This window comes from uncultured Phascolarctobacterium sp. (assembly GCF_934190775.1).
Taxonomy (GTDB): domain Bacteria; phylum Bacillota; class Negativicutes; order Acidaminococcales; family Acidaminococcaceae; genus Phascolarctobacterium_A.
Genome location: NZ_CAKPTG010000002.1, coordinates 39,129 through 55,043 on the forward strand (window position 1 = coordinate 39,129; position 15,915 = coordinate 55,043).

Consider the following 15,915-nt stretch of genomic DNA (forward strand, 5'->3'; position numbering starts at 1 on the left):
ATGGAAGAAATGGTAACTGTTTACCTGCTGGGCAAAAAGTACAGTGTCCCGGCAACCCTGACCATTATGGATGCCATGGAATATGCAGGCTTTAAGCTGGTGCGCGGCTGCGGCTGCCGCAGCGGCTTTTGCGGAGCATGCGCAGTAATTTATCGTTTAAAGGGCAGCACGGAGCTGAAGGTTGTGCTTTCCTGCCAGACGAAGGTTGAGGAAGGCATGTGCGTTGGCAAGATTGATTCCTTCCCAATTAACAAGCGTACCTTTAATATTGAAGAGATTAAGGCAAGCGATAATATTGTCGGTCAGCTTTATCCGGAAATTTTCAGCTGCATCGGCTGCAATGCCTGCACCAAGGGCTGTCCGCAGGGCCTGAATGTTATGCAGTATATTGCTTACGCTCAGCGCGGCGAATATGAGAAGGCAGCGCATGCTTCCTTCGACTGCGTTGGCTGTAACATCTGTGCATCCCGCTGCCCGGCGCAAATCAGCCACAGCGCTGTCGGCCTGCTGTGCCGTCGCCTGACGGGCAAATATATTGCGCCGAAGTGCGAGCATCTGGCCAAGCGTGTTGCCGAAATTGAAAACGGCGATTATGTAACACTGTTGGAAAAGCTTAAAAATATGCCTTTGGATGAAATCAAAGACCTGTATAACAAGCGTGAGATTGAAAAATAAGGAGGTGCGGCAAGGTGAGTGCATTTACTGAAGATATGTTAAAATCTATGGCTAAGGTTGAAGCTACCCGTGCCCAACGTCTGCACGCTTCTATTGAACGCTTTACGGCAGAGGAAAAGGACGAGCTGCTGAAGGAGTTCCATCCGGACTATAGCTCCAAGGGCTTCAAGGTGCTGGAGGTTGGTCCCAACAAGGGACAGAAGGTGCCGGTAGAATTGGCACAGCTGCTGGAGGGCAAAAGCCGCCTGCAGGATGTAGAGCTTGATTTGGAAAAAGTGGACTATGACGTTGATGTGTTGGTTATCGGTGGCGGCGGCGCCGGTGCTTCCGCTGCGTTGGAAGCACATAACGGCGGTGCGAATGTCCTCGTAGTTACAAAGCTGCGCATGGGCGATGCCAACACGATGATGGCTGAGGGCGGTATTCAGGCTGCGGATAAGGGCAACGATTCCCCGGCGCAGCATTATCTGGATGCCTTTGGCGGCGGTCACTACAAAAATATTCCCGAGCTGCTGGAAGAACTGGTAACCAACGGACCGTTGGCGATTGACTGGCTGAGCAAGCTGGGCGTTATGTTCGATAAGGAGCAGGACGGCACTATGGTAACGACGCATGGCGGCGGCACGAGCCGTAAGCGTATGCATGCCTGCGCCGATTACACCGGTGCGGAGATCATGCGCGTACTGCGTGACGAGGTGCAGAACAGCGGCATTCCGGTGCTGGAGTTTGCGCCCGCAGTCGAGCTGCTGCTCGACGAGGAGGGCAAAACTGCCGGTGCAGTGCTGTGGGATTTTGACGCGCAGGAGTACAAGGTTGTGCGTGCCAAATGCGTAATCATGGCAACCGGTGGTGCAGGACGCTTGCATTATCAGGGCTTCCCGACATCTAACCATTACGGTGCGACTGCCGACGGCCTTGTTATGGCTTACCGTGCTGGTGCGCCGCTGATTTATGCGGATGCAATTCAGTATCATCCGACGGGTGTTGCTTATCCGGCGCAGATTTATGGCGCGCTGGTTACCGAAAAGGTGCGCTCGATTGGTGCGCAGCTGGTAAACAGCGAAGGCGAAATCTTTATGCATCCGCTGGAAACTCGTGATGTGGCGGCTGCGTCCATCATTCGCGAGTGTACTGCCCGCGGCAAGGGCGTGAAGGCGCTCGACGGTGTGGCGCTGTGGCTCGATACGCCACTGATTGAAATGCTGCATGGCGAAGGTACGATTGCCAAACGTATTCCAGGTATGCTGCGCATGTATGCTAAGTTCGGCATTGACCTGCGCAAGGAACCGATTTTGATTTATCCGACGCTGCATTACCAAAACGGCGGTATTCTGATTGACAAGGATGCGGAAACCAAGCTGCCGGGACTGTTTGTTGCCGGTGAAGCTGTTGGTGGCATTCACGGTACCAACCGTCTGATGGGCAACAGCCTGCTGGATATCATCGTCTTTGGCCGCATTGCCGGTACTAAGGCTGCCGAAGCAGCGAAGTCTGTTAAGCTGGGCAAGCTGAGCCTGGCGCATGTACGTCGCTACGCTGAGGAAGAAAAGGCTGCTGGCGTGCAGGGCGAGCTGTCGCCGAAGCTGCTGCCGGTTTATACTCATGGCAGAGATGTAAGGTAAAAATAGAAGATAAATAAAAAACATACAACGGCAAACTTCACAGTTTGTTCGTTGTATGTTTTTGTTTTATATGTTAAAATATGTTTTAAGACAACCGTTTACGGGGTGGCATTGCCGAAATTCTCTAAGAGAATCGAGGTGATGTCTATGAGGAACTATGATTTCAAAGACCTGATGGCTTTTGGCATGTTCATTCTGGCATTGCTGACTTTTATCTTTCAGTACAGCAGATAGTCTAGACATAGAAAAACCGCCTCTGTAATTTGCTGCTACAAGGCGGTTTTTCAAACCAAATTCAAACGGCAACCCACCTTGTGGGCGGTTGTCTCCTTACTCATAATATAACATAAAGCAGAGTTTTTTTCAAGGAATTACTTGTGAACTTTTGGTTGCGCGGCGTATCATGATATGGTGCGCTGTTTTTTTGTATATGATATAATGAGAAGAAGATAGGAGGATAGGTTGTGAATAGTATAGATTGGAATAATATAGTTATACGAGAAGATTGTCCTGTAAAATTTGAAGTTTTGCCGCGAGAAGCAGGCTGGGCTGATGTTAAGTGCTACATAAATGCTATAGAATTTACGTCATATGTTGCTACAATTTGGCATACTAGTATTCCGACCGGTTTGTTAGAAGCAGCTTATTTTTTCTTTGACTATGATAACCAATATGAAAATTTTTTTATTGAAACAGAAGAATATGAAGGTCCATTTATCGATAATGATGGCAATGAATGGGCTAGCGTCCCTGAAAAAGTTAGCTTTATGTGGGACGAAGAGCCTGGAACTTATGAATGGAATATAAATTTTGATTTGCACTATTTTAATAAGCCTGATGCTATGCTGAATATTACTGTTAAAAGATCTAGTGATAGTGAAAACAAGGCGTATAAGACTAAAGTTTGGTTAAGCGATTTTGCGTATGCTGTAGCAAAATGTTTTACGGAGTGTTTGAAGAAATATGGAATAAATACCTATCATTTTTATACTTGGACTGATGATATAAATATACGGCAATTGTTAGTTGTTAAAGCATTTGCGTTAGGCTTATTATCTAAGAGCGGCGAAGTATTTGATTTGAATTTTGAGGACGAACTTAAACTTTTACAGTTGGATATGTAACGTATTGAGGGAGCGTTTTATGGCTAACAAGATAAACATGCCTGAATCTGAAGAGTATATATTAACCGAGGAGGATCGTATACCGATATATACCGGAGAACATGATGACCATTCTTATGTGTGGTACGGAATATCTGACGGTAATAGTGGTGAAGTCAATTTTAAGGTTCATATTTCTATAGATGAAGATGATTCAGCCTTTTTGCTGGAGGATATTTTTGCACGTTACTTTGATGCAAAATATAATCAAGACACTTATATGCCTGCTGATGAATTTGAGCATTGGGGTGATAATTTTTATCTGTTAAGTGTTGTTGAGCAGATATTACAAGAGTTGGAAGAGCTTGTGATGTTGTTGGAAGGTAATACGCATAGTTCACGAATACATGAGATTATTGATTTGAATCGTGCCATTAAGGCTTATCGTAATATCAGCTTACGAATATGCTTTGATGATACAATACCTCTTGAAGAAAAATTAATATATATGCTTCCTAAAAAAGCCGTGCTTATAGATTTTTATAGTCGTTTTATTCATTATGTAAGAAAAATGATAGATGAAAATCAGAATGCGGAATTTTTTGTAGTATCGGGACCTTGAAAAAAACATAAACAAAAGAGATGTAAGGTAAAAACAAGATATAAATAAAAAACATACAACGGCAAACTTCACGGCTTGTTCGTTGTATGTTTTTGTTTTATATGCTAAAATATATTTTAAGACAACCGTGTTGCAGGGTGGCATTGCCGAATTTCTTCGGAATGGAGGTGATGTCTATGGTATATTTCAGTTTTCAGGACTTAATGTCTTTTGGAATTTTTATCGTAGCATTGCTGACGTTCATTTTCCAGAACAGAAAGTAATCTCGGACATAGAAAAACCGCCCCAAAACTTTGCAGGTTTGGCGGGGCGGCTTTCTAGCTAAACACCAACAGGCAACCCACCTTGTGGGCGGTTGTCTTCTTACTCATAATATAACATGAAGCGGAGTTTTTTTCAAGGAATTACTTGTGAACTTTTGGGGTGGGCGGCGTATTGGTAGTAGTGCTGTTTTTTTAGTTGAATCTTCATTTTGGCATTGCTGACTTTTATCTTTCAGTACAGCAGATAGTCTAGACATAGAAAAACCGCCTCTGTAATTTGCAGCTACAAGGCGGTTTTTCAAACCAAATCTAAAGCGGCAACCCACTTTGTGGGCGGTTGTCTTCTTTATTTATAATATAACATGAAGCAGAGTTTTTTCAAGAAATTACTTGTGAACTTTTGGTTGCGCGGCGTATCATGATATGGTGCGCCAATTTTTTGTATATGATATAATGAGAAGATAGGAGGGATAGGTAATGATTATCAGAAATGCAATCAAGTGTAAAATATGTGGTGATGTAATAGAATCATTGTCGGTACATGATTATAAAGTTTGTTCTTGTGGCGCTTGTGCAGTAGATGGTGGTCATGAATATCTAAGACGTTCCGCAAAATCATTCGATGATATTATTGAGTTGAGTGAAGTTGTGAAAAATGATTTGTACTTTATGTGTTATATGGTGGAGCGTGTGGCCCGTAAGCTAAAGCAGCATAACGCTTATGTAGTTAATACCATAGGCGAAGCTGAGCTGCGTCATTTAATCAGCGTGGCCAACGTGCTGCACAGCGTTAATCCTATGCAGGTTGAAGCTGATTGGATTGCAGATTATCACCTGCAGCAGGGTACTTTTGATATCACTGCGGGTGATAAGGATTTATGCGAGCAAATTCCGGCGGCTACTGCGATGGGCAAGGTGTACATGCGTCTTATTCTTGCTACATTGCAGCCTGATGAGGATTACGTTCAGGGCATGCTGCGGGTATATAATAATCCTATTTGCGAAGTGATTGATAATTATAATGCCAGTGCCTATTATGAGCCTTCGTATGTAATCGCAAGAGCTTATAATGATGGTGGTTTTTAAGAAAGGAGCATCCTTATGCAAAAACTTTTAGCGTTCTTCCTGGCGATGCTGCTCAGCGTCAGCATAATTGCCGGCTGCGGCAGTAACAGCCCTAAGACCAACGATAAGCAGACAACTCAGACAACAACTGTTAATACAACCAAGAGCAACAATGGACAGAATACTGCGGCCAACGTCAAGGAAAACAGCGGCAAAATCAAAATCAGCGAAAGCGCTGCTTACACCGACAAGGAGCACGTTGCTGCCTACATCAACGAATATAAGCGCCTGCCGCACAATTATATTACGAAAAACGAGGCCAAAAAGTTAGGCTGGCAGACAAAAGGTACCCTCGACAAGGTTGCACCCGGCAAGTCCATCGGCGGCGACCGCTACGGCAATTATGAAGGCAAGCTGCCGAAGAAAAACGGCCGCAATTGGAAGGAATGCGACATTGATTACGTGAAGGGCAATCGTAACGCGAAGCGCATTGTCTTTTCCAACGATGGCCTGATTTACTACACTGGCGATCATTACAAGTCCTTCAGCAAGCTTTACGGAAAATAAGGAGATTATCATGAGAACAATCACATTAGACCTTGAGCGCATGACCTCCGTGCCTGCGCTGCATAAATATCTGCGCAGCGCGCTGGCATTGCCTGTATACTACGGCGCAAATTTAGACGCGCTGTATGATTGCCTGACGGAAATCGCCGAGCCTACTCAGATCATTGTGCCTGCCAACGTTGCGGATAATGAAAAGCTGGGCTGGTATGGCGAACAGCTACTGCAGGTTTTGCAGGACGCAGCGGAAGAAAACGATAATTTACAGGTAACGGTAAAATAGCAATACGAAGGGCGAGCCTTGGCGGTTCGTCCTTTTTACTTTTATCCGCAGGCGTGTTATAATTTTAGAGTGTAAATTTTTCACAGGGAGATAAGAAAAATGATTTTAAGTGCAGAGGATTTGTCGTACAGCTATGGCGACAGATTGTTGTTTGAAAATATTACCTTTAACGTAGAAGAGGGCGACAAGTACGGTATTATCGGTGTCAATGGTACCGGTAAAAGTACCTTGCTACGCATGATTGCCAATCACGAGGCCGGTGACGGCAAGCTGACGATTCCCGGCGGCGTGGTGATGGAATATCTGCCGCAGGATCCGCCGTTTGAGGCAGACGCAACTGTATTGGAACAGGTTTTTAAAGGTGATTCGCCGCTGATGGTGCTGTTGCGCGATTACGAAACTGCGGTGGAGCAGGCTGCAGCGGAGCCTGATAACAAAAAGCTGCAGAAGCATTTGCTGGATTTGCAGCAGCAGATGGATGATAAATATGCCTGGCAGCTGGAGAGTGAAGCGAAGGCAGTGCTCACGCAGCTTGGTATTACTAATCTGCAGCAGCAGATGGGCGAGCTGAGCGGTGGTCAGCGTAAGCGCGTGGCCCTGGCCGGTGTGCTGGTGCGTCCTTCGGACCTGCTGATTTTGGACGAGCCCACCAACCATATGGATAACGCTACTGTTGCCTGGCTGGAGCAAAAGCTGTTGGCGCGCAAGGGCGCTCTGCTGATGGTAACCCATGACCGTTATTTCTTTGACCGTGTTGTTAACCGCACCTTGGAGATAGATGGCGGCAAGGGCTATGTTTATGTCGGCAACTACAGCCTCTTCCTGCAAAAGCGTGAGGAACGCCGCATTGCGGAGGCCTCTGCTGCGCAAAAGCTGCGCAACATCTATCGCCGCGAGCTGGCGTGGATCAGTCGTGGTGCGGAAGCACGTCGTACCAAAAAGAAGGACCGCGTGGAGCGTTTTGCTCAGATTGAAGCGGAAGTGAAGAATGTGAAGACGGAAGCAAATCTGGAGATGTCTTCTGTCAGCAGCCGTCTTGGTAAAACTATTATCGAGCTGGAAGATATCGGTATGGTGTGGGACGGCAAGGATTATATCAAGGATTTCAGCTATATCCTGCTGCGTAATGACCGCATCGGTATCGTCGGTCCTAACGGCGCAGGCAAATCAACGCTGATGGATATCATCGCCGGCAAGCTGCAGCCTACGAGCGGCGAAATGCGCGTAGGCCAGACTGTGAAGATTGGTTATTTTGCGCAGCACAGCGAGTTCCCGGACAGCAATATGCGTGTGCTGGAATATATCAAGGAAGCGAATAATTATATTGAAACGGCCGATGGTCAGCGCATCAGCGCAGCACAGATGCTGGAGCGCTTCCTCTTTCCGCCGGAGCTGCAATGGGTGCCGGTGTCCAAGCTCAGCGGCGGTGAAAAACGCCGTCTGTATCTGCTGCGTGTGCTGATGACGGCACCGAACGTGCTGCTTTTGGACGAACCGACAAATGACCTGGATATCCCGACGCTTTCTGTTTTGGAGGATTATCTGGATAGCTTCGCCGGTGCGGTTATCGCCGTTTCCCATGACCGTTACTTCCTCGACCGTTTTGCGCAAAAGATTTTTGCGTTGGAGCAGGATGGCAGCATCAAGCCGTATATCGGCGGCTACAGCGATTATGTGGAAGCTCTGCAGGAGGAAAGCGCGCAGCAGGCGCAGCCTGTCAAGGCTAAGCCGGTGGCTGCGGCGAAGCCTGCCGAAGAGCCTGCCAAGAAGAAAATGACCTATGGCGAACGCCTGGAGCTGGAGCGACTGGACCAGGAGATTGCGCGCAGTGAGGCAGAGCTGAAAATGCTGGGCGCAGAAATCAACCAATGCGGCAGCGACTTTACCCGCTTGGCAGATTTGACGAAGCAGCAGGAGGCGGTGCAGCAAAAGCTGGATGAGATGGTTGATCGTTGGGCTTATCTTTCCGAATTGGCAGAAGCAGAAGGCTGAGCTTGACAAGCAGGCTGCTTATTGTTAAAATTAAATCTGAAAAATTGTTGTGGATTTTTTCTGATTCAAGAGTCATCTTTTCGCCACACGACTGTGTTTGCAGCCGTGTGGCTTTTGTTATATTAGGGAAAATGGGAGTAAGGATATGCTAAAAATTTTACACAAGGATTATAAGGATAAGGTTAAGCGTCTGCTGAGCGTTATGCTGCCGATTATCGGTACGCAGATTGCGATTATGGGCATGAACTTTTTTGATGCCAGTATGTCCGGTCAGGCAGGTGATGCAGATTTGGCCGGCGCTGCGATTGGCGGTAATATCTGGATGCCAGTGCAGACCTGCTTTGCAGGCATTTTGCTGGCGGCGATGCCTTTGATTGCCAACCTGTTGGGTGCAGGCGAAAAAGAAAAAATCTCTACGGTAGTACGTCACGGCATGCTGTTGGCTGTAGCCTTTTCCGTGCTGATAATTGTCGGCGGCGTTATCTTTTTGCCGCCGTTTTTGCAGGGCATGGGCCTGGCGCCGGAGGTTTATCACATTGCGCTGTGGTATATGGCCGGTTTGGGCATAGGCGTGCTGCCGTTCTTCCTCATCACGCCACTGCGCAGTCTTGTTGATACATTGGGTTATACCAAGCTTTCGATGAAGATTTATCTGTTGGCGCTGCCTGTCAACGCCTTCCTGAACTATGTGCTGATTTTCGGCAAGCTGGGCTTACCGCGCTTGGGCGGCATTGGTGCCGGTGTAGCAACGGGCATTACCTTTTGGCTGCTTTTAGTGATGTTCGCGGTGGTGGTGACGAAGCTGCAACCGTTCAGGCAGTACGATGTGCTGGGTTTTGTGCGTCCTGTTAAGCATTTGGTAGCAGAATATCTGCGCATTGGCGTGCCTATGGGCGTGGCCATTTTTATGGAAACGAGTATTTTTGGCGTTGTGGCGCTGTTTATTGCCAAATTCGGCACAGAGGTGATTGCTGCGCATCAGGCGGCACTTAACTTTTCGTCGCTCATTTATATGTTCCCGATGAGCTTCTCGCTGGCGCTGACGATTGTGGTAGGCGTTGAATACGGTGCGAAAAACTATCAGGGAGCGCGTGATTACACTGCCCTGGGCCTGGAGCTGAGCCTTTTTATCGCTATAGTTTATATGGCACTGGAGCTGGTGGCACGTGAGTATATCGCACTCATTTATACAACGAATCCGTATGTTATTGAGCTGGTGAAGGTGTTTATTATCTACGCATTGCTGTGGCAGGGTGGCGACGCAATCGCGGCGCCGATTCAGGGCATTTTGCGTGGCTATAAGGATGTTAATGCTACGTTCTGGTGCAGCATGCTGGCCTATTGGGCAATCTGCCTGCCGGTGGGCCTGCTTTTGGATTACAAGTTCAATAACGGGGCCTTTGCTTATTGGCAGAGCTTGGATATCGGCGTAATTTGCAGTGCTGTTGTTTTGTCGTTGCGTCTTGTTTTGCTGCAGCGCAGGATAAAGAAAGATGAAGAATAGATAGGGAGCGGCGTAAGCTGCTCCTTATTTTACATTCAAAATGTAGTTGCAGAATAGAATAATGTGCGCATACAATATTCGTTGAAAAATGATACAATATTAATCAATGCCAATTGTTTAGAGTTTTAGTGAAAAAACGCCTAAACGCACTTCCAGTAACATTAAAAAAGCAATTTTGCAAGTTAATGAGCCGTTTTCCATAAAATATTTTCTGATACAGGCTTATAAAATTGATTTTTAGCGTTTTTAATGTTACAATGAGCATGAAAGGGGTTGATTTCATGCTCTGTCAATTTTCATTTAAAAATTTCAAATCCTATAAAGATGAAACTGTCTTCGATATGCAAGCAGCTAATCTGCCGGAGTTTGCTGAAAATATTATTGACTGTAAGCCAGCGAGTAGCCTTCTATCCGTAGCAGCTATCTATGGACCTAATGGTGGCGGTAAAACAAATATGCTGCAGGCTTTAACCTGCCTTATCTCCACCGTGGTAAAACCAATTTATGATATGGAAAAAACTCGTACTAACCTTATAGTACAGCAAAAAGTATCTTGCACGCCTTTCTTGTTTGATGAAAAAACCTCTAGTGAGCCTACAGAATTCCTGCTTTACTTCCGTACCAATGGCTATGAGTACCGCTATTACCTTTCTATGCTGCATGATGAAATCATTGCCGAAGTATTGGACAGAAAAAAAATAGGCGGCAAACGTACCGCCCATGTTTTTGACCGAGAAGGAAAAATTATTACTTTAGGCTCCAGTATAAATAAAGCATCTATCAATAGAGACGTAAATCCCAAAATGCCCTACTTATCGTTCTTGGCAATCAACTATGATATACCTGCTATCAATGACGCCCAAAAATGGTTTGAAAGCTGCATTATCCGCAGCTATGCTAATCCTGAAGCTGAATTACAGATAATGCTGTCTGATAACAAAACCATACGCCAGCAAATTATCAGTGCTTTAAATGATATGGGTATTGATATCAACGGCTATCGCTATGACAACGATAGTAAGCAACTTATCATGCAAAGAACACTGCATGGAAAAACTTACGAGTTATCCTATAAAGATGAATCCGATGGTACTAAAAAGCTCATTGCAGCATTGCCGATACTGCTGATTGCTTTAGCAGAAGGCCGGCTAGCAGTTATTGACGAATTAGATGCCAAGCTTCATCCGAAGTTGCTGCGTTACATCATAGCGTTGTTTAAAAATCCTAAGCTAAATACGCATGGAGCACAACTTATCTTCACCTCTCATGATATAGCGACTATGAAAAACACTGTTTACCGCCGTGACGAGATTTGGTTTGCTGCTGAAGGAGATGATCACAGCAGTGAACTATACTCTCTATATGAGATTCGCAGGGAAAATAACGAGCGTATCAACAATACTGCCGCTTATGACAAGCAATATCTTGAGGGACGTTACGGTGCAGACCCATACTTGCAGAATATGCTGAAGGATGGTGAATGGCGATGAGCTTAAAACCGCCGAAAAAAGGAGATTTGAAGAAATCTTGGCTTAAACCTAGACGTGATACGCCAAAGAAAATTCAGCCTGAGTATCATCTTATAACTACCGAAGGTATAAGTACAGAGCCAGCTTACTTCCAAGGTGTCAAAAACACTATCAACAGCAAATATCGTGGCAGAGTGCAGTTAGATATCATTGGTGTAGGTGATAATACTCTCAATCTTTTACAGAAAGTAAAGCAAAAAGTTGCCAAAAGCTCCAATATCTATAAGCACGTATGGATTGTCTATGATACTGACGATTTTCCTGCGCAAAATATTGATAAGGTTGTCGACCTTTGCCATACTTATAGTAACGAAGAAACTACTTATCACGCGCTTTGGTCAAATCAATGCATTGAACTATGGTTCCTGCTGCATTTCTCATTTATTCACTCTGATTTACATCGTCAGGAATATTGGGCAAAGCTCAGTTCATGCCTGGCTAAATTAAACACAAGTGAATATAAGAAAAACAGGTCTGATATGTACCAGCTTTTGGAACCTTATATGGAGCAGGCTATTAGTAATGCCAAGAAACTTGCTAATATTAACAAAGGCAAGAAGGCTTCTCAATCCACGCCCGGAACAGAGGTATATCGCCTAATAGAAAAACTGCTTCCGTATCTAAAATAATAAAAGTTTATATAGTTTTATCCCCTTGGCGTTGATTTGTCAGGGGGATTTTTAGTGCAATTGGCATTGGATATAGCAAAATAGTGAATTCAGTAGGGATTAAACTGATTTCTTAAGGAAAATCTCCATGTTTGACGATTGCAGTCAATTTTCCGATTTTCTTATTTTGTATTCAAAATGTAGCTGCGGAATAGAATAATGTACGCGCACGATATTCATTAGAAAAAATGTAATTTATTCCATTTTTTCGTAGGAAAAAATGGAATAAATTACATTTTTCTTGACGAATGGGAGCTTCTGGTCTAGAATGATGAATATAGAAGGATAAAGAAATATAGAGAAAGAGGGTGAAGTGATGCGCCGCAAGATAATGGAGCGCCTAAAAAAATGGCAGAATGATAAAAATAGATTGCCTTTGCTGTTGTATGGAGCAAGGCAGGTAGGTAAAACATATATTCTTCGGGAATTTGGCCGAAGCTGCTTTGAAAATATGGTGTATGTTAATTTTGAAGAGGATAAAGCATTAGCCGGATATTTGGAAGTGAAGCTGACGCCTGCCTATATTATCAAGGTTATCGAAGAACAGTACGGTGTTAAAATTTTTCCCCAGAAGACGCTGATTATTTTTGATGAAATACAAAGCTGCGAGCATGCCTTGACTTCACTAAAGTATTTTGCGGAGCAGGCTCCGGAATATTGTGTAGTTGCGGCAGGCAGCTTGCTTGGCGTAGCCATTAATCGTCAGCAATATTCGTTCCCTGTAGGCAAGGTGCAGTTGGAAAATTTGTATCCGTTGGATTTAGAGGAATATCTTTGGGCAAGGGATAAGGAGATGCTGGTAGATTTGATTCGCCAATGTTATGCTACTAATAAGCCTTTACCGGATACCTTGCACAAGGAAGCCTTGAACTTATATGAGGATTATTTGCTTACCGGTGGTATGCCTGCTGTTGTAGCTGCTGCTTTAAATGATGGCGATGCAGATGAGCTGAAGCGTCTGATTTATAATTCCTATGTAGCGGATATGGCAAAATATGCAGGTAAGGGAGATAGCGTGAAGATTGCAGAAGCCTATGATTCCTTACCAGTGCAGCTTGCTAGGGAAAACAATAAGTTTCAATACAAGCTTATTCGCACCGGTGCGCGCTCTTCACTTTATGGAGCATCTATTGATTGGCTGATTCAGTCTGGCATAGTCTTAAAATGTACTAAGTGTGAGCAGGGGTTAATGCCTTTGGCTGCTTATGAGGATTTAAGCTCGTTTAAGTTGTACTTTAGTGATACCGGACTTTTTAACAGTCGTCTGCAGCTGACGAAGCAAAGCCTGGTGGCAGCTCGACAATATATGGGTGCTTTAACAGAAAACTATGTGGCAATCCAGTTAAAGGCGAACGGGTATAAGCTGAATTATTGGACCAGCACAGCAACTGCAGAGGTTGACTTTGTTATTGTGCAAAACGGAGAGGTTGTGCCTATAGAGTGTAAGGCGAATATTCATGTAAAATCCAAAAGCCTGGATTCGTTTGTGAAGCGATATGGGATTAAGCAGAGTATACGTCTTTCAATGCGCAATTTTGGCTTTGAGAATAATATTAAGTCTGTACCGCTTTATGCTGCGTTTTGTGTGTAGAAGTGTGAAAAATGGTGTGGTTTGCATATCGAAACGGAAAAATATGTTTGGTGTATAAATGGTAATTAGTTGGTAAAATATGCAAAATCCACTTTTTAGGTCTAATAATGTTGAGTTTACAGTAACCCTGCCAAACCTAAATTTTAAAGCATCAGAAAATGAGGCTTTAAGTGAAGCATTGAATGAGGCTTTAAGTGATAATGAAAAGTTGTTGCTGTCTCTTTTTACGCAAAATCCTGCGTTAACACAAAAAGGTGTTACAGAAACTACAGGTTTAAGTAGAGCGACTGTTCAGCGAACAATAAAAAAGCTTTCTGACATGGGACGTTTAGAACGAAGTGGTTCGAAAAAATATGGTTCTTGGATTGTTAGATATTAAAGGAGAACTTCAAAATGAATTCTTACGCAAGATTTTTTGAGAACCTGCAACAGGATCTCAAGGCATTTATTTATTGGTGCCTGGTTTTTACGGTATTTCGTATAGCGTTTATTGCTATTTATAGCGGACAGCTTAATGGAGATTATAGCGACATTCCGATGGCTTTGCTGTTAGGACTGCGCTTAAGCTTAAAGACTGCGGGCATGATAGCTTTGATTGGCTTTGTGTTTGCAACACTGCCGAAGCTTATTTTAAAAAATTGGCCGGCAGATAAGCTGCGTTTTGGCTGGCATGCTATGGCCTTAGTTTTCTTTGCGGTTTGCTTTATGACGCGCATACCGTATTACAAGATTTTTAATGCAGCCTTTAATATGATGCTGATAAATGGTGCGCATGATGATATTTATGCAATCTTGGTGACTGCGGTTAAAGAGTACCAGTTATTGTGGCGTTTTCCGTTGGCTCTGGTTTTGGGCATTGCTTTGGCTTATGGATTGCGTATATGGTTACGCAATTTGCCTGGCAAATCCTTTGAAGTCGTACAGCATAAAAAACTGGTAATTGCATTGACATCGCCTGTACTGGCAGTTTTATGTGTATTTGTGCGTTATGGTGGTGCTTTTAACTATGCTCATTCTATCAATTGGGAAAGTGCCGCACGCTTAAAATCTAATCTTTTGAACGAAGCAATTTTGGATGATGGCCAGGCTTTATACCGTGTACGCGATATGAAGCGTAAAATTGATAAGGTGACAAATATTAATATTACAGTTGCGCAGCTGCGTGAAAAAATTGCTGCAAGCGGTGGCAACACAGCTGCGGATAGCATAGATAAGGCTTTTATACATACAGTTAAACAGCCTAAGCTGGCTAAGCAGCCTCGTAACATTGTGCTTATAGTTGGCGAGAGCTTTGGTAATTGGCCATTTTTACCTAAGTACAAGGATTTGGGATTAGTTGATAATATGCTGGCCCTGCAAAATTCCACTGATGCTGCTCACGTTGCTACTATGCTGCCTCATGGCAGCGGAACAATTTCTGCTGTTAATGGTTTGGTAAGCGGTATTCCTGATATGGGTTTATATGAAAACTATCAGGCAAACAGCTTTAATGGCAAGTATGCTACCGGTATTGGCTATATTATGAAGCAGCTTGGTTATAAGACTGTTTTTTGGTATGGTGGTTTTTCCGGATGGCAAAATATCGGCAAATTTACTAAAGCGCAAAGCTTTGATGAATTCCATTGTGCAGATGAGTTCAGTGATAATAGCGGTAATGCCTGGGGCTGTTCGGATGCTGTTTTGTTTAAGCAGATTGAAGCTTATATGAGTAAGGAAAAAGAGCAGGAAAAGGTTTTCCATGTGGTATTAACAACAAGTAATCATCCTCCTTACAGCATTGATGTGGATGGTATGGGCTTCCCAAGAGCAAAGGTTAAGAGCAAGCTGCCTGCAGATATCGCCAATGATGAAAAAACGCTTACCGAGCTTGGTCATATCTGGTATGCGGATAAAACGATGGGTGATTTTGTAAAGCAGGCGCAAAGCATGTATAGTGATACGCTTTTTGTGATTACCGGTGACCACTCGGAGCGCTTCAGCTTTGCTAAGGAACAGGATACTCGCACTTTGTCGTCTATACCGTGTATTTTTTATGGTGCCGGTGTGCAGCAAGCATGGTTTAATGATAAATCTGTTGGGGACCATATGCAGTTGGCAGGAACTTTAGCAGAGATTATTGGACCCGTTGGCTTTACTTATGCTGCATTGCAATCAAATATGTTTGACAATCAAGATGTAGTGTTTAATCACAGGCTTTACGCTGCAGATGGCAAGATTTATACGCAAGATAGCAGTGCTGATAAAAAAATAACGGATTATATCAACAGTGTGCGCGGAGTGGGTGCTTGGCGTGTGCTGAAGGATGATGCGGTAAAGTAAAAAGGAAGGCCATAGCCGTAATTTATTGCGGTCTATGGCCTTTTTGTTAACACACATGATAGCAGATATGGTATAATTAAAAAGAGCTTTCAATAAAAAAGTCATTAAAACACTT

14 protein-coding genes are annotated in these 15,915 nt (G+C 44.1%); all 14 read left to right on the forward strand.

What is annotated here, in order from left to right:
- The gene (locus Q0G26_RS01135) at positions 1 to 675 is read left to right on the forward strand and encodes a 4Fe-4S dicluster domain-containing protein (protein WP_276706372.1); all 675 of its coding nucleotides are present in this window, start codon (positions 1 to 3) and stop codon (positions 673 to 675) included.
- Between the two features lie 35 nt (positions 676 to 710).
- Positions 711 to 2,297, forward strand: coding sequence for an FAD-dependent oxidoreductase (locus Q0G26_RS01140; protein WP_366517717.1), 1,587 nt, complete (start codon positions 711 to 713; stop codon positions 2,295 to 2,297).
- A 464-nt stretch (positions 2,298 to 2,761) separates the two neighbouring features.
- Positions 2,762 to 3,421 carry a hypothetical protein gene (locus Q0G26_RS01145; protein WP_293827787.1) on the forward strand — a complete coding sequence of 220 codons (660 nt, stop codon included), beginning with the start codon at positions 2,762 to 2,764 and terminating at the stop codon, positions 3,419 to 3,421.
- A 19-nt stretch (positions 3,422 to 3,440) separates the two neighbouring features.
- A complete protein-coding gene (locus Q0G26_RS01150) occupies positions 3,441 to 4,022 on the forward strand; it encodes a hypothetical protein (protein ID WP_293827789.1) in 582 nt (193 codons plus the stop codon).
- A gap of 740 nt (positions 4,023 to 4,762) precedes the next feature.
- Positions 4,763 to 5,371: a hypothetical protein gene (locus Q0G26_RS01155; RefSeq protein WP_293827792.1), complete on the forward strand. Its 609-nt coding sequence runs from the start codon at positions 4,763 to 4,765 to the stop codon at positions 5,369 to 5,371.
- Between the two features lie 15 nt (positions 5,372 to 5,386).
- The gene (locus Q0G26_RS01160; RefSeq protein WP_293827794.1) at positions 5,387 to 5,917 is read left to right on the forward strand and encodes a ribonuclease domain-containing protein; all 531 of its coding nucleotides are present in this window, start codon (positions 5,387 to 5,389) and stop codon (positions 5,915 to 5,917) included.
- A gap of 10 nt (positions 5,918 to 5,927) precedes the next feature.
- Positions 5,928 to 6,197, forward strand: coding sequence for a barstar family protein (locus Q0G26_RS01165; RefSeq protein WP_293827796.1), 270 nt, complete (start codon positions 5,928 to 5,930; stop codon positions 6,195 to 6,197).
- A gap of 99 nt (positions 6,198 to 6,296) precedes the next feature.
- Positions 6,297 to 8,189: an ABC-F family ATP-binding cassette domain-containing protein gene (locus tag Q0G26_RS01170; RefSeq protein ID WP_293827798.1), complete on the forward strand. Its 1,893-nt coding sequence runs from the start codon at positions 6,297 to 6,299 to the stop codon at positions 8,187 to 8,189.
- Positions 8,190 to 8,334: 145 nt separating this feature from the next.
- Positions 8,335 to 9,693 (forward strand): MATE family efflux transporter, encoded by a 1,359-nt coding sequence (locus tag Q0G26_RS01175; protein ID WP_293827801.1) that lies wholly within the window; start codon positions 8,335 to 8,337, stop codon positions 9,691 to 9,693.
- Positions 9,694 to 9,974: 281 nt separating this feature from the next.
- Entirely contained in the window at positions 9,975 to 11,183 is a 1,209-nt protein-coding gene (locus Q0G26_RS01180) for an ATP-binding protein (protein ID WP_366517718.1), read from the forward strand.
- Complete coding sequence (locus tag Q0G26_RS01185) at positions 11,174 to 11,851, forward strand: RloB family protein (RefSeq protein WP_281737843.1); 678 nt, start codon at positions 11,174 to 11,176, stop codon at positions 11,849 to 11,851. The genes Q0G26_RS01180 and Q0G26_RS01185 overlap by 10 nt, the downstream gene beginning before the upstream one ends.
- A 355-nt stretch (positions 11,852 to 12,206) precedes the next feature.
- Entirely contained in the window at positions 12,207 to 13,481 is a 1,275-nt protein-coding gene (locus Q0G26_RS01190) for a DUF4143 domain-containing protein (protein WP_293827806.1), read from the forward strand.
- A gap of 79 nt (positions 13,482 to 13,560) precedes the next feature.
- Positions 13,561 to 13,860: a winged helix-turn-helix transcriptional regulator gene (locus Q0G26_RS01195; protein ID WP_293827808.1), complete on the forward strand. Its 300-nt coding sequence runs from the start codon at positions 13,561 to 13,563 to the stop codon at positions 13,858 to 13,860.
- 14 nt (positions 13,861 to 13,874) lie between these two features.
- Complete coding sequence (locus Q0G26_RS01200) at positions 13,875 to 15,800, forward strand: LTA synthase family protein (RefSeq protein WP_293827811.1); 1,926 nt, start codon at positions 13,875 to 13,877, stop codon at positions 15,798 to 15,800.
- Positions 15,801 to 15,915: the final 115 nt, after the last annotated feature.